Here is a 19,897-nt window from a genome sequence, read left to right on the forward strand (position 1 = left end):
AGACCCTCTTAAGCGGGAGGCGCATATTACGCTATCTCCATTTGATGTCAACAATAATTTGAAATTAATTATTATTCTTTCCTTTCGTTCTTTTTCGCCTTTGTTCCTTTCTGGAAGCTTCCCTAAAGCGAGGCGCGCATCTTATAGAATTGTGCAGTGTCGTCAACCCCTTTATGTAAATAAATGACAATAAAGCAATCAACTGCTTCATTATCAATCAAGACGTTTAAAGACTATACAGTTGTAAATGAATTGAATCTTTTCTTATACTAGGTGTCTCATAAACTAGTCTAAAGAAGTGGCGATGAAGTAATATGAAAAAACTTGTTACAATGGCGTTTGTTTGTAGTTCCCTTGTATATATGCACGATGCCTTTGCAAGCCAAACATCAAACAACCAAAATTCAGATGATATCAATGAAAAATTTATACAACTTCAGGTAGAACAAAATGTCACTATTGGGAGGGCGATTAAAATCATTGTTGGTCACTACCCCCAACAAGCAGCCTCAATAATAGATACTGCATTAGACTTATATCCATCACAATACAAAGAAATAATCCACGCTGCTATATCTGCACAACCGACACTGACAGAAGAAGTGGTGACTATGGCTATTAAAAAGGGGATCAGCAGTTGCACTAGCATTGTTGAAACAGCCATCAATGCAGATCCTAGTTACATAGACTTTGTAGTTAAAGCAGCAGCTCATTCAACACCAGAGCAGTTATCCGAAATTGTGCGTATCGCCGTCATTACTGAACCTGATTCGGCCGATTATATAGTGCAATCTCTAGCGAAAGCACATCCCAATAAGATCGTGGATATTTTACAATCCGCAATTAGTGCAGTGCCTTTTGTTGGTGAATATGTTGTTGAAGCGTTACTAGCTGTTTTTCCCAATGATGCAGAAGAGGTAGTCACTACTGCTATTCGCGAATCAAGTACCCAAAGAGAGTTTGTAAAAAGGATAATCAAGACCGCGCAAAACTCTGGTGTAGACACCGACAAACTGGAAACTTACGCGCTAAAAGGAGGCGCAACAACAGAAGAACTTTCCCAAGTGTTGGGAAATACCCAATAAATAAATTTTGGATATAAAAAAGCCAGACATCAGTCTGGCTTTTTTAATCAATACGGTTGTTTATTCCGCTTCAGCTTCTTCAATCTCTTCGACTGCTTCAACTTCAGGGCGATCAACCAATTCAACGTAGGCCATAGGTGCTTTATCACCAGTACGGAATCCGCATTTTAAAATGCGAATATAACCACCTGGACGCTCTTCATAGCGAGGTCCAAGTTCGTTGAACAATTTACCAACAACTTCTTTATCACCAGTACGAGCCATTGCCAAACGGCGGTTAGCTACACTGTCTTGCTTAGCAAGTGTGATAAGAGGTTCAATTACGCGACGCAATTCCTTCGCCTTTGGTAGAGTAGTTTTAATCAACTCATGTTTTACCAAAGAACCAGCCATGTTTTTAAACATAGCTTGACGATGACTGCTGTTACGATTTAACTGACGACCACTTTTACGATGGCGCATAGTTTTATCCTTCTTTACAAATTAGGTTCGAAAACCTAATTAATCTTTTTCAGCGATTGACTCTGGTGGCCAGTTTTCTAAGCGCATACCTAGAGACAGTCCACGAGAAGCTAGCACATCTTTAATCTCTGTAAGAGATTTTTTACCTAAGTTAGGAGTTTTTAACAACTCTACTTCGGTGCGTTGTACTAGGTCACCAATATATTGAATGGCTTCGGCTTTCAAACAGTTAGCTGAACGTACAGTTAGCTCAAGGTCATCAACAGGACGAAGTAGAATCGGATCAAATTCCGGTTTTTCTTCTTTTTCAACTGGCTCAGAAATATCACGAAGTTCAACGAATGCGTCTAACTGCTCAGCTAAAATAGTAGCTGCACGACGAATTGCTTCTTCCGGATCAATAGTGCCATTTGTTTCCATATCAATGATCAACTTATCAAGATCGGTTCTTTGCTCTACTCGAGCAGACTCAACATTGTAAGATATACGATCAACAGGGCTGTATGAAGCATCCACTAATAAACGACCAATAGGTCGATCATCTTCTTCTGAAGAGCGACGAGTTGATGCAGGCACATAACCTCGACCCATTTCTACTTTAATACGCATGCTGAGTTCAGCTTCGCCAGTTAAAGTACAAACCAAGTGGTCAGGGTTAACAATTTCTACATCGCCATCATGCTGGATATCTCCAGCTAATACTGGGCCCGCACCGGATTTCACTAAAGTTAGTGTTGCTTCAGTTTTGCCTTCAAGACGCACGGCTAAACCTTTGAGGTTAAGCAATATCTCAATAACATCTTCCTGAACGCCTTCTTTGGTGCTGTATTCATGCAATACACCATCGATTTCAACTTCTGTTACAGCACATCCTGGCATTGAAGACAATAAGATGCGACGTAACGCGTTACCTAGCGTATGGCCAAACCCACGCTCTAAAGGTTCAAGTGTGACCTTTGCGCGAGTTGACGAGACGTTATCAATTTCAACTAATCTTGGTTTTAAGAATTCAGTTACAGAACCCGACATTGTTTCCTCTCTTCTTTAAGCTTTACTTAGAGTAAAGTTCGACGATCAACTGTTCGTTAATATCTGCAGACAAGTCAGTTCTTTCAGGAACACGTTTAAATGTGCCTTCCATTTTTTTGTTGTCTACTTCAATCCAAGTTGGTTTTTCTCTCTGATCTGCTAGTTCCAATGCAGCAACAATACGTGCTTGCTTTTTCGCTTTCTCACGAACGGACACAACATCATCAGCAGAAACGTTAAAAGAAGGAACGTTAACAACTTTACCGTTAACCAAAATGGCTTTATGGCTTACTAATTGACGTGCTTCTGCACGAGTACTAGCAAAACCTATACGGTATACAACATTGTCTAGACGCTGCTCTAAAAGCTGTAACAAGTTTTCACCTGTGTTGCCTTTTAAGCGTGCTGCTTCTTTATAATAGTTACGGAATTGCTTTTCCAATACACCGTACATACGACGTACTTTTTGCTTTTCACGTAGCTGAACACCGTAATCAGACAAACGGCCACGACGGGCGCCATGTTGACCAGGTGCGGTATCAATTTTACATTTCGATTCGATTGCTCGAACGCCGCTTTTAAGGAACAAATCTGTTCCTTCGCGACGGCTAAGTTTGAGTTTTGGACCCAAATATCTTGCCATGATCTTTCTCCAACTGTCCGTCGATTAAACGCGACGTTTTTTCGGTGGACGACAACCGTTGTGAGGAATAGGTGTCACATCGGTAATATTAGTGATTTTATAACCAGCAGCGTTCAAAGCTCGGATCGCAGATTCACGACCTGGACCTGGGCCCTTAACGAACACTTCTATGTTTTTCAAACCGTAATCCTGAGCGGCTGTTCCAGCGCGTTCAGCAGCTACCTGAGCAGCAAATGGGGTAGATTTACGTGAACCACGGAAACCTGAACCACCTGATGTTGCCCATGACAGAGCATTGCCCTGACGGTCAGTAATAGTCACTATTGTGTTGTTGAAAGAGGCATGAATATGAGCCATACCATCAGCAACTTGACGTTTTACGCGCTTACGCGTTTTGGTTGGTGCTTTAGCCATAATATCCCCCGCTTATCGTTTTATTGCTTTGCGAGGACCTTTACGGGTACGCGCATTAGTTTTAGTGCGCTGACCACGTAGAGGAAGACTACGACGGTGGCGAATACCACGGTAGCAACCTAAATCCATCAAACGTTTAATACTCATTGATACTTCACGGCGAAGGTCACCTTCAACAGTGAATTTGGCAACTTCATCACGAAGCTTATCAATCTGTTCTTCATCAAGATCTTTGATCTTAGTTGTCTCTGCAACACCAGCAGCTACACAAATGCTTTTCGCACGTGTAGAGCCAACACCGTAAATTGCTGATAAAGCAATTACTGTATGTTTGTGCTCAGGGATGTTAATGCCAGCGATACGGGCCATTAACAGTACTCCTCATATTTAATAGTCATCAGCCTAAAAAGCCCGATAGGATACTTACCCAACGACTAAATTGCAATTAAGGATTGAGGCGCTAGAGTATCTAGACGACCCCCAATCCAATCGATTAACCTTGCCTTTGCTTATGCTTAAGGTCAGAACTGCAAATCACACGCACAACACCGTTGCGCTTAACGACTTTACAGTTACGGCAAATCCGCTTGACGGATGCACGAACTTTCATTTCATCACTCCGTAAATCGCTAACTTATTGGTTTAGTCTAACGACCGTAGCCTTTAAGATTAGCTTTCTTAAGAACAGACTCATATTGATTAGACATCAAATGGGTCTGCACCTGCGCCATGAAATCCATGATTACCACTACCATAATCAGTAATGATGTACCGCCAAAATAGAATGGAACATTCCAAGCGATCAACATGAACTCAGGCACTAAACATATAAAGGTTATGTAAAGTGCACCTGCCAAAGTTAGGCGTGTCATCACTTTATCAACATATTTAGATGTTTGTTCACCAGGACGAATGCCAGGAACAAAAGCTCCAGACTTCTTCAAGTTATCTGCTGTTTCACGAGGGTTAAACACCAACGCAGTATAGAAGAAACAAAAGAATATTATCGTCGCAGCATACAACATCACATACAAAGGTTGCCCTGGGGACAACTGCAGTGCCACATCTTGTAACCAAGATAAGGACTCATTCTGACCAAACCAATTTGCAATAGTGCCTGGAAACAAAATAATACTTGATGCAAAGATAGGAGGAATAACACCCGCCATGTTCACCTTTAAAGGTAAATGTGTGCTTTGAGCAGCAAAAACCTTACGACCCTGTTGACGTTTTGCATAGTTAACAACAATACGTCGCTGACCACGCTCTACAAATACAACAAAATAAGTGACGGCAATAATGATTATGCCCACTAACATCAAGAACAATAAGTTCAATTCACCTTGTCTTGCTTGCTCAGCAACATTACCTAATGCTGATGGCAAACCAGATACAATACCGGCAAAAATCAGAATAGAGATACCGTTACCAATACCTCTCTCTGTAATCTGTTCACCTAGCCACATAAGGAACATAGTTCCCGTAACTAAGCTAATCCATGCTGTAAAGTAAAAACCGAAACCAGGATTAATTACTAAACCTTGTATAAGGTTAGGTAAGTTTGTCGCTATTCCAACTGCTTGGAATGAAGCCAATACTAAAGTGAAATACCTTGTATATTGACTAATTTTACGACGTCCTGCTTCACCTTCCTTTTTAAGCTCCATCATCGGCGGATGCATATGTGACATCAACTGAATAATAATAGAAGCTGTAATATAAGGCATGATGCCTAGGGCTAGAACTGACGCACGTTCAAGCGCACCACCGGAGAACATGTTAAACATCTCCACGATAGTACCTTTCTGTTGTTCAAACAACTGAGCCAACACCGCAGCGTCAATACCAGGAATAGGTACATAAGAACCCAACCTAAATACTATGATCGCACCAAGTACGAACAACAATCTTGATTTAAGCTCGCTCAAGCCGCTTTTAGCGCTTGAATCCTGTCCTGGTTTAGCCATCTAGCCTATTCCTCTACTTTACCGCCAGCCGCCTTGATTGACTCAAGCGCGCCTTTTGATACCTTTAAACCACTAATCGTAACGGCACGTGAAATGTCACCACTTTTCATCACTTTAACAAACAACATTTCTTTTTTAACAAGACCTGCCGCTTTTAAAGTTTCAAGTGATACCACATCACCTTCTACCTTGGCAATTTCACTCAACGTAACTTGGTCAGAAACCAATGATTTACGTGAAGTAAAACCGAACTTAGGTAGACGACGCTGGATTGGCATTTGTCCGCCTTCAAAACCAGGTTTTACAGAACCGCCAGAGCGAGACTTTTGACCTTTGTGACCACGGCCACCAGTTTTTCCAAGACCAGAGCCCATACCACGACCCACACGTTTACCAGAATTTTTCGCTCCAGGTGCAGGAGCAAGAGTATTCAAATGCATCTTTTACTCCTCCACTACTTCGACCATGTAAAATACACGGTTGATCATGCCACGGACAGAAGGGGTATCTTCTAACTCACGAACATGACCTATGCGACGAAGACCTAAACCAGTAAGCGTAGCTTTGTGCTTAGGAAGACGACCAATAGAACTTTTCGTTTGCTTTATTTTAATCATTTTAGTCATGATCAATTACCCCAAAATCTGCGATACAGACAATCCACGTTTAGCGGCAACTGACTCAGGCGAATTCATTTCTGTCAACGCATTGATAGTTGCACGCACAACGTTAATTGGATTGGTAGATCCGTAACATTTTGAAAGTACGTTTTGTACACCCGACACTTCAAGAACTGCACGCATTGCACCACCGGCAATAATACCAGTACCTTCAGATGCTGGTTGCATGTAGACCTTAGAGCCTGAGTGACGACCTTTTATTGGGTGCTGTAGCGTGTTGCCATTAAGATCAACAGTCACAATATTGCGACGTGCTTTTTCCATAGCTTTTTGAATTGCAGCAGGCACTTCACGTGCTTTACCGTAACCAAAACCTACACGACCGTTACCGTCACCTACTACTGTCAAAGCAGTAAAGCTAAAGATACGACCACCTTTAACTACTTTAGATACACGGTTGACGGCAATTAGCTTTTCTAACAGATCACCACCGTTTTGAACTTCTACTTTAGCCATAATTAACTCCTAGAACTGAAGACCAGCTTCGCGAGCTGCATCAGCTAATGCTTTAACTCGACCGTGATACTTGAATCCGCTACGGTCAAAAGCAACAGATTTGATGCCTTTTTCGATAGCGCGTTCTGCGATCGCTTTGCCAATAGCCGCTGCTGCCGCTGAGTTACCAGTGCCTTTAAGGCTACTAGCTAATTCAGTTTCAACTGTTGATGCCGACGCCAATACTTCAGAACCGCTAGGTGCGATTAACTGAGCATATATGTGACGCGGTGTGCGGTTAACAACCAAGCGATGCGCGGCCAATTCACTAATTTTTTTGCGTGCACGAGTAGCGCGACGCAAACGAGCTGATTTTTTATCCATCGTACCGACTCCTTATTTCTTCTTAGCTTCTTTACGACGCACAACTTCATCTGCGTAACGAACACCTTTGCCTTTATAAGGCTCTGGCGGACGGTATGCGCGAATGTTAGCTGCAACCTGACCTATCAACTGCTTATCAACGCCTTTGACGACGATTTCAGTTTGACTCGGAGTTTCAACCGAAATACCTTCAGGCATTTCGTATGCTACAGGGTGTGAGAAACCCAGTGTCAAATTTAGCTTTTTACCTTGCGCTTGGGCACGGTAACCAACACCATTTAACAATAATTTCTTCTCAAAACCTTGAGCTACACCAACAATCATGTTGTTCAACAAAGAGCGAGCTGTACCAGCCTGAGCCCAACCGTTTACTGCACCTTCACGAGGTTTAGCAACTAATTGGTTTTCTTCCTGTACTACTTCAACCGCTTCGTTAAACACACGAGTAAGTGTGCCATTTTTACCTTTAACTGTGATTTCTTGACCGGCAATAGAAATTTCTACACCAGACAATACATCAACAGGAGCTTTTGCTATACGTGACATTTTATTCCCCTTACGCTACGTAGCCGATGATCTCACCACCCATGCCCGCTTTACGCGCTGCACGGTCAGTCATCACACCTTTAGAGGTAGACACGATAGCTACACCTAAACCACCCATTACTTTTGGCAACTCATCTTTTTTCTTATAGATGCGTAGACCAGGGCGACTTACGCGCTCAATGCTCTCGATTACTTTTTTGCCTTCGAAGTACTTTAACGTCACTTCTAATACCGGCTTAACGTCACCAGAAACAGCGAAGTCTGTTACATAACCTTCTTCTTTAAGTACAGCTGCAATAGCAACACGCACTTTAGATGAAGGCATAGAAACAGAAACTTTGCTAGCCATCTGGCCATTACGTACGCGGGTAAACATATCCGCGATAGGATCTTGCATACTCATATCAGCTACCCCTTACCAACTGGCTTTTTTCAAGCCAGGCACTTCGCCACGCATAGCTGCTTCACGCAACTTGATACGACTCATGCCAAACTTGCGTAGGAAACCATGTGGACGACCTGTAATGTTGCAGCGATTACGCTTACGACTTACAGATGAGTCACGTGGCAGTTGTTGTAGCTTAAGAACAGCGTCCCAACGTTCTTCGTCAGAAGAGTTGACATCGCTGATAGTTGCTTTAAGTGCTGCACGTTTTGCTGCGAACTTAACAACTAGCTTCGCACGTTTTACTTCGCGCGCTTTCATTGATTCTTTTGCCATAACCCTACACCTTACTTTTTAAACGGGAAGTTAAACGCGCTTAATAAAGCGTGTGCTTCCGCATCGGTTTGTGCGCTAGTAGTGATAGTAATATCCATACCGCGTATCTTATCCACTTTATCGAAGTCGATTTCAGGGAAGATAATTTGCTCACGAACGCCCATGCTAAAGTTACCGCGACCATCGAATGACTTAGGATTTAAGCCACGGAAATCACGGATACGAGGAATTGCTATTGAAACTAAACGTTCAAAGAATTCCCACATACGTTCACCACGTAGGGTTACTTTACAGCCAATCGGATAACCTTCACGGATTTTAAAACCCGCTACAGATTTGCGAGCAACAGTTACAATAGGCTTTTGACCAGCAATTGCTTGCATGTCAGCCGTGGCATTTTCTAATACCTTCTTGTCCGCTACCGCTTCACCTAAACCCATGTTTAGAGTGATTTTATCAATCCGAGGGACTTGCATGACGCTTTTGTAGTTGAACTGCTTAGCAAGTTCCGCTACAACTGTGTCTTTATAGTAATCATGCAGTTTCGCCATCGTACTCTCCAATTTTTTAAACTAGTTCGCCGTCTGATTTGAAGAAACGAACTTTCTTCTCACCTTCAAGACGGAAACCCACACGATCTGCTTTACCCGTTTTAGGGTTGAAGATCGCTACATTTGATACGTGAATGGATGCTTCTTTCTCAACAATGCCACCAGCCACACCCAATTGAGGGTTAGGTTTAGTATGCTTCTTGATCATGCTCACACCTTCAACGATTAGACGGTTAGAAGCAGGAAGAACTTTAAGCACTTTGCCTTGTTTTCCTTTATCTTTACCAGCCAAAACGATGATTTCATCATCACGACGAATTTTATTAGCCATATCGTGACTCCTTATAATACCTCAGGGGCTAGCGAGACAATTTTCATGTTATTCACACGAAGTTCTCGAGTAACCGGACCAAAGATACGCGTACCAATCGGTTGCTTGTTTGCATTAAGCAAAACAGCTGCGTTGCTGTCGAAACGGATCGAAGATCCATCAGGACGACGAACGCCTTTTCTAGTACGCACCACCACTGCAGTTAGTACATCACCTTTTTTTACTTTACCGCGAGGAATTGCTTCCTTAACAGTAACTTTGATGATGTCACCAATATGTGCATAACGGCGATGCGAGCCACCAAGAACCTTAATACACTGAACCCTGCGAGCGCCGGAATTATCGGCAACATCCAGGTTAGTTTGCATTTGGATCATGTTAGTGCTCCGCTATTAAAATTAAGACTCTCCCGAGTCGTTTCACTGCAAAAAAACAGGCTTTAGCTGCTTTTTTATACATACCCCAGTTAAAAGGGCGCGAAATACTAACAGAAAACAGTATGCTGCGATAGTAGAATATTCAAAAAATAATAAGAAAGATGGTGTTTTGGCTTCTAGGGTGCCATTTAGCTAAGGTGTTTGCATGTAGCACCTTGAATTCAAGGCTATTCACTTATAATTAAATAATAAAAAGGCCTCCGAAGAGGCCCTTTTCACTTAAGTTAAGATCATTTAAGAACAGAAATCTTGAAACCTGTTGCCGAGTCATCGGTTTTTTCAACTGTGATGATATAGTTGACCTCTTCATTAATCCCTAATAATTCAGTTCTATCAAGAAGTATCTGAGTATCATTGCTATCATCAAACACTGCAATCAGTTCATAAAAATCACTAGGCAAAATAATACTTCTGCTTTCTTCAAAATCCAAGCCTGCCACTTGATACTCAGCACTTTCTATTGTCTCGTCTTGACGGACAAAATAGAAATCAATATCAAAATAGTCAGGTACTAAATTCACAATTTGTAATTGATGGTCGAACACTTGGGGCAAGTTACTTTCTTTAAAGGAGATTGAGTTAAGTTTATCGTCTTCATCTCTGTAAAGTATGATGGCTTTACTTTCACCTTGATTTAAGGTCACCAAGCGATTGTTGAAACTTTCGTCGTCAAGAGTAGCGGTTAAACGATAGTCACCAAATTCAACTTCATTAAATTCACTTAGTGTATTTGCACTTAAAGTAGTATCAACACTCGCCCCTTCATTGCCTGCTAAGCTAAGGCTAACGGCTTTATCATCATCTAAACTGTTATATATGCGATATTGCCCTGTAGCATCCTCGTCAGCGTAATTAGCAACCGCTGAAGAATTAATAATAAGATCCACAACTACATTATCTTGAATTGCACCAGAAGTCGTTCTTAGTACTAATACATATTCAGTGTCGAATGCAAAACTAATAGTGGCGCTTTCATAAAATGGTTCATCTGACCCCGGCTCAGTTAAATAAAGGATATATTCGCCTTCGTCGAAGTTGTCACTATCAGAATCTGGATCCCAATAGGCTAACTCATCAAATTGTTGGTAGCTAATGGTACCTAAAGGGTTGGCTGCACTAAAAGGTTCGCCTGCAGCACTCATATACAAGTCATAACTTCCAGAATCACTTATGACGGACGTAGCAAATAGGCGAAAATGGTCTTCAAGTTCTTCACGTTTAAAGCGGTTTTCAATAAATGAAGGCGCTTCATAATCACCACTTAAGATCATTAGCACCTTCTCACCATCTGCAAGATCCACTGTGACTTCTTCTAAGGTTACTTTCTGATCATCTGCGTCTATTCGGTAGAACTCTAGGTCCACCTCACCACTTTCTGCAGTAATTAACCCCGAGGCATCTCCGTAAGTCGCCGTACCCAGAGTATTGCCATCTACTTCTGCAATCAGTGTAGCAGCACTATTTGCTGAGCCATTGTAAAATTGCAGATATGAGTCAACGTATACGGTATCATCGCCGTCACTTGATCCACCACAAGCACTGAGTAGCAAGACTGAAAGCAAGGAAATGGGTGTAAAAAAATTTTTCATAGAGGTCATCCAACATTAACGAAATTATTCGCCAATAATATGGAAAACGTTGTACTAAGTTCGGCGCTTTACGAAAGCTTTACAATCTTTACAAATCTTTACATTTGGTTTGCTTTGCCATGGCGAACTTATTAAAAAAATGACACTCTACGGATGATTTATTTCACTATTGCCTGACAATTTCTCCATGAAACTCACCATTTATAAGGGCCTCGTAACGCTCTTCTAAATTATGCCGTTTTAGCTTGAGAGTAGGAGTCAGAAGGCCATTATCGACGGTCCATTCATCTTGCATGACTACCAGACGATCGAGCACAGCATGACTTTCGAGTGTGGCATTTACGTCATTTAGGGTAGCCAATAGACTTTGTTCAATCACATCTGCATCCAACTTAAGGGCTTCTAAAGACAAAACAACTAAGCCAATAGGCTGCTTTAGCTGGGATCCCGTTACACAGACTTGTTCAATTGAAGAGTTCGCCATCAGTTTTGACTCAATAGGAAAAGGCGCGATATATTTGCCTTTTGCCGTTTTGAATATCTCTTTAAGTCGACCAGTAATTTTAATGTAACCATCACTGTCTATGGAACCTTTGTCTCCCGTTTTAAGGTAGCCATCTTCGGTCATCACCTCAGCTGTTTTTTCTGGCTCTAAATAATATTCTTTCATATTACAGGGGCCTTTAACCTGTATTTCACCCTCTTCAGCTATGCGAATATCCACACCTGAATAGGCTCTCCCAATACATCCAATTTTGTCGGCCCTAAAAGGTACACAGCTCGTTCCGTAGGCGCTGTTTTCAGTCATGCCCCAACCTTCAGATATATTCACACCAATCTTCCTGAACCATTCTAATGTTGAAGCAGGGATTGGAGCTGAACCACTGGCGCAAAGCCTAGCTTTTCCCAAACCTAACTTTGTGCGTATCTTTTTACTGACCAAACCAGACACAATTGGAATACGTAATAAAAAGTCGAGCTTTTTTTGCGGCATATTAGCTAACACGCCCATTTGGAAACGCGTCCATAAGCGCGGCACTGAAAGGAACAATGTCGGTTCTGTTGCATTCACATCTCGAGAGAAGGTTTCCAGTGACTCCAAAAAGTTTATTCGCATTCCCGAGTAAAAACTCGCTATTTCTACCAATACTCGTTCGGTAATATGCGCTAACGGCAAATAGCTCAGTATTCGGTCGTTTTGATCCACTTTTAATTCTTTTAGTGAACTCGACGCTGCCCAGCAAATTGACTCATAATTATGTACCACACCTTTTGGATTACCTGTACTACCAGAGGTATAAACGATAGTCATAACAGAATCTAAAGCGGGAATAGGTTTGTCCATGTATGGAGGGGTTTGTAATAATTCATCCCATTGCTTATCAGCTGGAATATTAGGATAAGGGAATGCTAACTTTATAATTGGGTCATCAATCGCAGCAACTTGTTTTTCAGTATCATCTAATTTACCAACAAATATAACTGGGCATTTAGCATGGTCTAAAACATAACGAATTGTCTTTTCACCGGCTGTGGAATATATAGGGACGGAAACGTGACCCGCTAGCATGATAGCTAAATCAGTGATAAACCATTCGGCGCAATTTTTTGACAAAATAGCGATATGACTTCCTTTAGGCAAATCCATCGCAATCAGGTTCGCAGCAACCTTTCGAGCTTGTAACGCGGTTTCTCGCCAAGTAAAGTCTTTGACGACACCATCAACAGGCTGTTTTAAATATACAGTATCTGGATGAGTCTCCTCCCAGTGATACAACATTTCTAGGGGTGTGGCTAATGACATAATAAATACCTAAAGTAGTGTCTGAAGGTATTTATAACTATTGTGGGTAGATAGATCAATCCTTCATTTATAACAAGTTGTTGACGAATGAAAAAGCTGCTTAACAAGCCGTTTACACTAAAGGTACTTTCCGTTTTTTTTGTTGATACTTACCTATATCTGTAATTTATAGAACCTTAATACTCGTTTCTTCTTAATCGCCCCCCTAAAACTCTGGGACTAGGATTTAGGCGCATTTCAGGAAAATCAGTGAATTTCAGCCAAGGCTTCGATAAGCCATTTTTCGAATAACTGCACCTTAGGTTTGCTGAAATGATGGCTAGGTGCTACTAAATAATACGAATAAGCACTTGGGTAACTAAAATCAAACAGTGAAACTAATTGTTGACGCTGTATTTGTTGATAAATCAAATTGTAACGCAGCATTGCGAATCCCTGACCTGCTAGGGCTGCGTCAATTATAGTTACAGTAGAGTCATCCACTTCCAGCACTTTTTTAAAGCTATTTTCTTGGAGCTTGTGTCTAGCTAAAAACGCTTGCCAAGCTTGGCCAGTAATAGGTCCACTTTCCTCTAAAAGAGGTAATTGGCACAAGTTTTGTGGCGTTAGATCGGACTGAACCAGACTAGGATGGCAAACCAATATGTAGTTATCTTTGAGAAGAAAGCGACTTTCTAGTCCCGGATAAACGCCTTCACCAAAACGGATAGCAAGGTCAATATCAGTACCAGAAAATTCTTTCACTAGATTACTTGGTTCGAGGCGAACTCTGATCTTGGGATGCAGTTCTTGAAACAATTGTAATCTAGGCACCAACCATCGAGTTGATAAAGACTCTACAACTGTGACATTCAGCACGTCGGGGTTTGCATCCTCGGATAAAAGTGCCACACCCTTACTAAAATTATCAAAACCCGCTTGGATATAGGGCAGTAAGCGTTTTCCATCTTCTGTCAGTGAGACTTGCCTTGTACCACGTACAAAAAGCTGCACGCCTAAATGGATTTCTAAGGTTTTAATATGTTGACTGATAGCGGCTTGTGTCACATACAATTGTTCAGCGGCCTGTTTAAAACTTAACTTTTGTGCGGCTGTTAAAAAGTATCGTAAGGAATTCAAGGGTGGTAATTTTGACAACACAAACACCAAGGTTAAGTTTTTCTAAAGTATATATAAGTTTTCATCGTTTGTCTGGTTCCTGTCTTCTACCTATATTTATCTCAATATTAACAGGAGAGACAGTATGAATAAGATAAAATTCAAAAAATATGACATATTAAAAACAATAACTTTGACTTCAATACTACTTTTAACATCAACACATAGTTTAGCTGAACTTAATTTAGAGGAAAAAGTGTATACACAAAAAGGTTATCCATACGAAGGACTAGTAGCTCGTTCAGAACAAGTAACTATTTTCTATACAAAGGATACAAATAATGTCAGTTGCCGAGTTGAAGTGTCTCAAGAGGGTGAAATCTGGCGAGGTGAGGTACGGAAATCAAGCATTAAACACTTCACTCAAAAGCCTTTACGTGCATGTCTAAACAGAGTGGATGCTAAAAAGTTACTAGCAGATACTTTCTAAATTTATGTATAGGGCTTATTTAGTTTGTGAATGAAAGGATGCTATAAAAGCATGCCTTTCATTCGTTGTCGCTCTAGCCTCTTTGCCTAACGATTTCATATAAACATACTCCGGTCGCAACAGAGACATTAAGGCTGGAAACAGAACCCGCCATTGGGAGTTTAATCAACTCGTCACAATGTTCTCGCGTTAGGCGGCGCATACCTTTACCTTCAGCGCCCATAACAAGTGCCATAGGCCCATTAAGTTTGCAATCATATATATTATTTTCGGCTTCCCCTGCTGTGCCCACTATCCACACACCAGCATCTTGCAAGTCCCGCAACGTTCTCGCAAGATTGGTAACTTGAACTAAAGGAATAACATCAGCCGCACCACAAGCTACTTTTCTCACTACCGGTGTAAGCGCCGCAGACTTATCTTTGGGCACAACCACGGCATCAACACCTGCCGCATCAGCGGTTCGTAAACACGCGCCTAAATTATGGGGGTCGGTTACACCATCCAATATAAGCAAAAAAGGTAATTTGCTTGACTCTACAATAGTCGCTAAATCATTTTCATTGTATTGCTTCGCGGGTTTCACTTTAGCAACCACACCTTGATGTTGACCACCGTCAACTTTGTCATCTAGTGTTTTACGTTGACAAAATTGTACTGATGCGCCAAAACGTCTTGCCTGACTTACAATATCGTGAATACTTTTATCGTCTCTCCCCTTTAACACAAAGAGTTCAATTAACCGCTCTGGTTCACGTAAAATAATAGACTCCAGAGCGTGGATACCATATAACCATTCTTGTTGAGCCATAGGTTTTATTTCCCTTTTCTGGATGAGCTGGTTGGTTTACTACGAGCTGTTTTCGATTTAGATTGGGTACGACTTTTTCTAGTCGCGGGCTTCTTAGTCGACTTACTCGCGGGGGTTGCTTTAGCGGTTGTTTCTCTGGCATTTTGCCCAGGCTTTTTGGCTCTTGAAGGTTTTCTAGCCGCTGCTTTTCTAATATTTTTACCTTCAACACCATCCAACAAAAAATCTATTTTTCGTTCATCTAAATTAACAGAGGCAACTTTAACTTCAACAGGATCACCTAAACGATAAACCGTACCAAAACACTCACCAACCAAATGTTGCTTCACTTCGTCGTACCGAAAATAGTCTTTTTCTAATGACGTAATATGTACCAAACCATCAATATGGAATTCAGTTAAACGTACAAAAAAACCAAAATTAGTAACCGAAGCAATAACGCCTGCGAACACATCCCCTACATGATCCAGCATAAATTCACATTTTAGCCAATCAGAGACGTCCCGAGTCGCATCGTCTGCCCGGCGCTCAGTCATTGAACATTGTTCACCTAAAGCTTCGACCTCGTCCGCAGTATAAACTTTACCGCCAGATTTACTCTTTCGTTGATTTTGTTTATCGATAATGCCTTTGAGTGCACGATGCACAACTAGGTCAGGATAACGGCGAATAGGCGAGGTAAAGTGTGCATATGCGTCTAAAGCCAGACCAAAATGACCGATATTTTCGTGATCATATACGGCTTGCTTCATAGAGCGTAACAACATAGTTTGAATGAGCTCTTGATCGGCTCTGCCTTGGATTTTTTCAATCACATCAGTAAACTCTTGAGGTGATACATCGTCACTACCAATTTTGTGACTAATACCTACTTCCCCCAAATACGACAAAAACGCACCTAACCGGTCTGAATCAGGCTCGTCGTGAATACGATATAAGGCTTCAGCTTTATTTTTAGTCAGAGTTTGTGCGGCCGACACATTCGCTAAAATCATACATTCTTCGATTAGCTTATGGGCATCATTACGTGTAACTGACACGATATTGTCAATTTTGCGCTGTGCGTTAAATACAAATTTACTTTCTTGGGTTTCAAATTCAATGGCACCTCTTTGATTTCGCGTACGTTTCAAAGCTCGGTACATATCATGTAAATTTTTAAGGTGCGGCACTTGTTCTGCATAACGTTTATGCAATTCAGGGTTACCTTGCAAAATATCCCAGACTTTAGTGTAGGTTAACCTTGCATGAGAATTCATCACGGCTTCGTAAAATTGATGTTCCAGTAGCTTACCGGTTTTACTAACGGTCATTTCACATACCATACATAAACGGTCAACTTGTGGATTAAGTGAACATAGGCCATTGGATAAGACTTCAGGCAACATGGGGATCACTTGTTCAGGGAAATACACCGAGTTACCGCGATTTTGTGCTTCGCTATCAAGTGCTGTGCCTGGACGCACATAATAACTGACATCCGCAATGGCAACCCATAGCTGCCAGCCACCATCGTCTAGTGGTTCGCAAAAAACCGCGTCGTCAAAATCACGGGCATCTTCACCATCTATAGTCACCAGTGGCAATTGTCTTAAATCAATGCGACCATCTTTCGCTTCTTCTGGGACTTGCTCATTGAGCCCCTTCACTTGTCTATCGACACCTTTAGGCCATTGATGCGGGATCTCAAAGGTACGCAGCGCCATGTCAATTTCCATACCTGGGGCCATATGTTCCCCCAGTACTTCAATAATTTTACCAATAGCATTCACACGTTTTCGCGGCCGTTGAACAATCTCAACAACAACAATATGACCTTGTCGGGCACCATTGGTTTGTTCTTTGGGTATCATGATTTCGTGATTGATACGGCTATCATCAGGAATAACCACGCCCACATTATTTTCAAAAAAGTAACGACCAACTATAGGCTCTGAGCGAGGCTCAACAATTTTAGCTATTCTGGCCTCTTGTCTACCACGATTGTCTGTACCACTTTCTTTAACCAGCACTACATCGCCATGCAAAACCATAGCCATCTGAGCGTTGTGAATAAATAAGTCTTTTTCACCGTCTTCGCGCTTTAAAAAACCAAAACCATCTCTATGACCTATCACTCGCCCCTGAATAAGATCTTCGGTATTAAGTTTTGCGTACTTCTTGTCACGATTAAATTCAACTTGCCCTTCTCGCTCCATTGCTCGTAAGCGACGCTGAATACCAATGCGGCTGTCTTCATCTTTTGCATCAAGCAATTGACAAAATTCCAGAAAAGACAAAGGCTTTTTAGCTTTGACTAAAAGTTCCAGTAAATATTCACGGCTTGCAACCGGCTTTTCGTATTTTTCTTTTTCGCGTTGGTAAAACGGGTCGTCGCTCATAGGGCGAAGAATTTCCTGACTAATAATTTAATTGCGACAGTATAACCAAATGGCACCAAGCAAATATGATTTTTTTACATTGAATACTACTAGTTTGACTATTTCACCCTTTTCCCGTGAATTCTATGCACTTCAAGCCAGTTGGTTTTACCATCATTTGACCATTCTAACTTCCACTCAAAGGAATCTTGTTGCATGTCAAAAAATGTAATTCGAGCATATTTGCCTTGTGGCGTTTTATGTTGAGATAACATCACTATCTGGTTGCTGTCAGATACTGCGCTATAAAGATCAACCGTTTTACCTGCTTTGGTTACCCAAGCCATTAACCACTGTTGTTTATCCTTATCAAAAACTCTTAAATTAGTCCCAACCTGACGTTTACTACTTTGCTCCACTTCTTCTGACAAAGGTGGTGAAAAATATTCGTCACGCACTGCCCAACCGTTCATGGCTGTATAAAAGTGCCAATCGGCATTATTTGCTTGCTTCCAACCTGAACCATCGGCTTGTAGACTTTCTTCTGACGTGAGCCAACTCCCTAGCATTTTCTGCCAATGAGTTAATTCAATAGGGGCATGGGGGTTAAAAACAACATCCTCTTGTTTAGCGCAAGTAGACCAAGCAAACAAAACCATAACAACTGCGACTATCACTCTTAAGGTCAACATAATATTGACTCCAAATTACAAAACAATGAATAAACTTAGTGCATCGATAGTCTTTTAGGAATTGGTATAAGGTAGGCTCCTTATAAATAGGATAAATGGGGGTTGCTACAACAAAGCAGCGCGGCACAAAAAACTAACGTTAGGAATTGAGAGGTCTTTTCGCTTTACGTACAGCTTTAGGGTGCATCAGTTTTTCTAAACCTTGCATACAATTTGAAATTTTGGTGTGGGTTGGCTTATCTGCCGTTATTGCATTGTACAGCCAGTGATAAGCATCTTCATAATCGTAAGGGCTTCCGTACCCCTCTAGAAATAATTCCGCCAGTTGAATTTGCGCCTTTAAGTGACCTAAAACAGAAGCCTCACGCAGGAAAACTACCGCTCTTTCTTTATCTTGTTGAACTAATTTACCTTGAGAATAATAGCGGCCTAATTGTTCTAATCCAGCAGCAAGACCTTGTTCTGCTGCTTGATGCATAAAGTGAATACCGCGCTCAGGATCTGCATCCACACACACACCCCAAGCCAACATATCCCCCCACAAAAACTGATAACCAGGAATTTTTAGTACTTCTGCACGTGCCTGAATATCTTGCACCAACTGACAATCATCTAACACTACTCGGCTTAAATGCTCATTTTTGTTGATTAAACTAAGCAGTTCGTCCTGTGAATACAACTGAACAGCCTTAATTTCATCTGCGGCATTAGCAGAAATAACAAAAAAGGCATAACAGAGTAGTAATAATGATTTAAATAAATGCATAACAAATAATTTAGTTTTTACGATTTCCTTTGTATCGGCAACAAAGGTATTTTAATAAATATTTAGGGTCAAAAGACCCTAAGCATGTGTGACTTTAATTGTTTCATTATCAAGGTTTATTGATGCATTAATGCCATTTTCACGACTTGGGCATGCTCGAATAAATCATGACCTAAGTCAGTTAGGTATCCCCCATCAGGCAAGGTCACTATCCCTTTATCAAACAATCTCTTCGCCGCAGCAATCACTTCAGCCTCAGCGTCATTATGAATTTTCAAACCTTGCATTAAACTTTTATTAGGAAACTTCAATAATAAGTTCAGTTCTGCAATCATATCAGACGTAAATGTCATTTTTATTCCTCTTAAATTATGCCCTTTCATGCTCGTAAACGGAGTGGGCTTGGATTAGATTTAAGTGGAACAAAACGTTCATTTACAGAACTCCCACTAAAACCTAGCTCTTACAGTTAATTACGACTCGTATAAAATCAGTCAGTTGTTTATAATCCCCTTCATGAGCCTAAAGCCCAAACCGATGAATATCAAAGGTTATTTCAAATAATCATATTCAAGTAGTTTTAATTTAACCAGAAGAAATCC

The 19,897-nt window shown here is 41.2% G+C and carries 27 protein-coding genes; 2 read left to right on the forward strand and 25 right to left on the reverse strand.

The window, feature by feature from the left end:
* The first annotated feature begins 314 nt into the window (after positions 1–314).
* Positions 315–1,085, forward strand: a complete 771-nt coding sequence (locus AAC000_RS21875; protein WP_339725896.1) for a hypothetical protein — start codon at positions 315–317, stop codon at positions 1,083–1,085.
* A 60-nt stretch (positions 1,086–1,145) separates the two neighbouring features.
* Here AAC000_RS21875 and rplQ read toward each other — a convergent pair whose 3' ends face one another.
* The 20 genes from rplQ to AAC000_RS21975 all read right to left on the reverse strand — a co-directional run bounded on the left by rplQ (position 1,146) and on the right by AAC000_RS21975 (position 14,215).
* Entirely contained in the window at positions 1,146–1,547 is a 402-nt protein-coding gene (rplQ, locus tag AAC000_RS21880; RefSeq protein ID WP_339725898.1) for a 50S ribosomal protein L17, read from the reverse strand.
* 39 nt (positions 1,548–1,586) lie between these two features.
* Positions 1,587–2,576 (reverse strand): DNA-directed RNA polymerase subunit alpha, encoded by a 990-nt coding sequence (gene rpoA, locus AAC000_RS21885; RefSeq protein ID WP_007625666.1) that lies wholly within the window; start codon positions 2,574–2,576, stop codon positions 1,587–1,589.
* Between the two features lie 22 nt (positions 2,577–2,598).
* Positions 2,599–3,219, reverse strand: coding sequence for a 30S ribosomal protein S4 (gene rpsD / locus AAC000_RS21890; RefSeq protein WP_007634242.1), 621 nt, complete (start codon positions 3,217–3,219; stop codon positions 2,599–2,601).
* Between the two features lie 24 nt (positions 3,220–3,243).
* Positions 3,244–3,633, reverse strand: coding sequence for a 30S ribosomal protein S11 (rpsK, locus tag AAC000_RS21895; RefSeq protein ID WP_007625676.1), 390 nt, complete (start codon positions 3,631–3,633; stop codon positions 3,244–3,246).
* Positions 3,634–3,645: 12 nt separating this feature from the next.
* On the reverse strand, positions 3,646–4,002 hold the full coding sequence (gene rpsM, locus AAC000_RS21900) for a 30S ribosomal protein S13 (RefSeq protein WP_339725904.1): 357 nt from the start codon (positions 4,000–4,002) through the stop codon (positions 3,646–3,648).
* Between the two features lie 124 nt (positions 4,003–4,126).
* Positions 4,127–4,243 carry a 50S ribosomal protein L36 gene (gene rpmJ, locus AAC000_RS21905; RefSeq protein WP_081587621.1) on the reverse strand — a complete coding sequence of 39 codons (117 nt, stop codon included), beginning with the start codon at positions 4,241–4,243 and terminating at the stop codon, positions 4,127–4,129.
* Positions 4,244–4,280: 37 nt separating this feature from the next.
* On the reverse strand, positions 4,281–5,600 hold the full coding sequence (gene secY / locus AAC000_RS21910; RefSeq protein ID WP_339725907.1) for a preprotein translocase subunit SecY: 1,320 nt from the start codon (positions 5,598–5,600) through the stop codon (positions 4,281–4,283).
* A 5-nt stretch (positions 5,601–5,605) separates the two neighbouring features.
* Complete coding sequence (rplO, locus tag AAC000_RS21915) at positions 5,606–6,040, reverse strand: 50S ribosomal protein L15 (RefSeq protein ID WP_007634246.1); 435 nt, start codon at positions 6,038–6,040, stop codon at positions 5,606–5,608.
* Between the two features lie 3 nt (positions 6,041–6,043).
* Positions 6,044–6,229 (reverse strand): 50S ribosomal protein L30, encoded by a 186-nt coding sequence (gene rpmD, locus AAC000_RS21920; protein WP_339725967.1) that lies wholly within the window; start codon positions 6,227–6,229, stop codon positions 6,044–6,046.
* 3 nt (positions 6,230–6,232) lie between these two features.
* Positions 6,233–6,736: a 30S ribosomal protein S5 gene (gene rpsE / locus AAC000_RS21925; protein WP_339725910.1), complete on the reverse strand. Its 504-nt coding sequence runs from the start codon at positions 6,734–6,736 to the stop codon at positions 6,233–6,235.
* A 9-nt stretch (positions 6,737–6,745) separates the two neighbouring features.
* Complete coding sequence (rplR, locus tag AAC000_RS21930; protein ID WP_339725912.1) at positions 6,746–7,099, reverse strand: 50S ribosomal protein L18; 354 nt, start codon at positions 7,097–7,099, stop codon at positions 6,746–6,748.
* A gap of 12 nt (positions 7,100–7,111) precedes the next feature.
* Positions 7,112–7,645, reverse strand: a complete 534-nt coding sequence (gene rplF / locus AAC000_RS21935) for a 50S ribosomal protein L6 (RefSeq protein ID WP_339725914.1) — start codon at positions 7,643–7,645, stop codon at positions 7,112–7,114.
* A gap of 10 nt (positions 7,646–7,655) precedes the next feature.
* Positions 7,656–8,048: a 30S ribosomal protein S8 gene (gene rpsH, locus AAC000_RS21940; RefSeq protein WP_158971309.1), complete on the reverse strand. Its 393-nt coding sequence runs from the start codon at positions 8,046–8,048 to the stop codon at positions 7,656–7,658.
* A 12-nt stretch (positions 8,049–8,060) separates the two neighbouring features.
* On the reverse strand, positions 8,061–8,366 hold the full coding sequence (gene rpsN, locus AAC000_RS21945; protein ID WP_215927668.1) for a 30S ribosomal protein S14: 306 nt from the start codon (positions 8,364–8,366) through the stop codon (positions 8,061–8,063).
* A gap of 11 nt (positions 8,367–8,377) precedes the next feature.
* On the reverse strand, positions 8,378–8,917 hold the full coding sequence (rplE, locus tag AAC000_RS21950; protein ID WP_339725922.1) for a 50S ribosomal protein L5: 540 nt from the start codon (positions 8,915–8,917) through the stop codon (positions 8,378–8,380).
* 16 nt (positions 8,918–8,933) lie between these two features.
* A complete protein-coding gene (gene rplX / locus AAC000_RS21955) occupies positions 8,934–9,248 on the reverse strand; it encodes a 50S ribosomal protein L24 (protein ID WP_339725923.1) in 315 nt (104 codons plus the stop codon).
* 11 nt (positions 9,249–9,259) lie between these two features.
* Positions 9,260–9,625 (reverse strand): 50S ribosomal protein L14, encoded by a 366-nt coding sequence (gene rplN / locus AAC000_RS21960; protein ID WP_158971317.1) that lies wholly within the window; start codon positions 9,623–9,625, stop codon positions 9,260–9,262.
* Positions 9,626–9,915: 290 nt separating this feature from the next.
* Complete coding sequence (locus AAC000_RS21965) at positions 9,916–11,274, reverse strand: DUF4397 domain-containing protein (protein ID WP_339725924.1); 1,359 nt, start codon at positions 11,272–11,274, stop codon at positions 9,916–9,918.
* 166 nt (positions 11,275–11,440) lie between these two features.
* On the reverse strand, positions 11,441–13,078 hold the full coding sequence (locus AAC000_RS21970) for an AMP-binding protein (protein WP_339725926.1): 1,638 nt from the start codon (positions 13,076–13,078) through the stop codon (positions 11,441–11,443).
* A gap of 246 nt (positions 13,079–13,324) precedes the next feature.
* Positions 13,325–14,215: a LysR substrate-binding domain-containing protein gene (locus tag AAC000_RS21975; protein ID WP_339725928.1), complete on the reverse strand. Its 891-nt coding sequence runs from the start codon at positions 14,213–14,215 to the stop codon at positions 13,325–13,327.
* Between the two features lie 106 nt (positions 14,216–14,321).
* Here AAC000_RS21975 and AAC000_RS21980 point away from each other — a divergent pair, with 106 nt between their 5' ends.
* On the forward strand, positions 14,322–14,666 hold the full coding sequence (locus tag AAC000_RS21980) for a hypothetical protein (RefSeq protein ID WP_339725931.1): 345 nt from the start codon (positions 14,322–14,324) through the stop codon (positions 14,664–14,666).
* A 73-nt stretch (positions 14,667–14,739) separates the two neighbouring features.
* Here the strand turns inward: AAC000_RS21980 and rlmB are convergent, their stop codons facing one another.
* The 5 genes from rlmB to AAC000_RS22005 form a co-directional block, all read right to left on the reverse strand.
* Positions 14,740–15,477: a 23S rRNA (guanosine(2251)-2'-O)-methyltransferase RlmB gene (rlmB, locus tag AAC000_RS21985; RefSeq protein WP_339725933.1), complete on the reverse strand. Its 738-nt coding sequence runs from the start codon at positions 15,475–15,477 to the stop codon at positions 14,740–14,742.
* A 5-nt stretch (positions 15,478–15,482) separates the two neighbouring features.
* Positions 15,483–17,858 (reverse strand): ribonuclease R, encoded by a 2,376-nt coding sequence (gene rnr, locus AAC000_RS21990; RefSeq protein WP_339725935.1) that lies wholly within the window; start codon positions 17,856–17,858, stop codon positions 15,483–15,485.
* Between the two features lie 98 nt (positions 17,859–17,956).
* Entirely contained in the window at positions 17,957–18,529 is a 573-nt protein-coding gene (locus AAC000_RS21995) for a hypothetical protein (protein ID WP_339725936.1), read from the reverse strand.
* Positions 18,530–18,668: 139 nt separating this feature from the next.
* On the reverse strand, positions 18,669–19,295 hold the full coding sequence (locus tag AAC000_RS22000) for a tetratricopeptide repeat protein (protein ID WP_339725938.1): 627 nt from the start codon (positions 19,293–19,295) through the stop codon (positions 18,669–18,671).
* A 116-nt stretch (positions 19,296–19,411) separates the two neighbouring features.
* Complete coding sequence (locus tag AAC000_RS22005; RefSeq protein WP_339725939.1) at positions 19,412–19,648, reverse strand: TIGR02647 family protein; 237 nt, start codon at positions 19,646–19,648, stop codon at positions 19,412–19,414.
* Positions 19,649–19,897 lie beyond the last annotated feature (249 nt).

This window comes from uncultured Paraglaciecola sp., assembly GCF_963977085.1.
Lineage (GTDB): Bacteria > Pseudomonadota > Gammaproteobacteria > Enterobacterales > Alteromonadaceae > Paraglaciecola.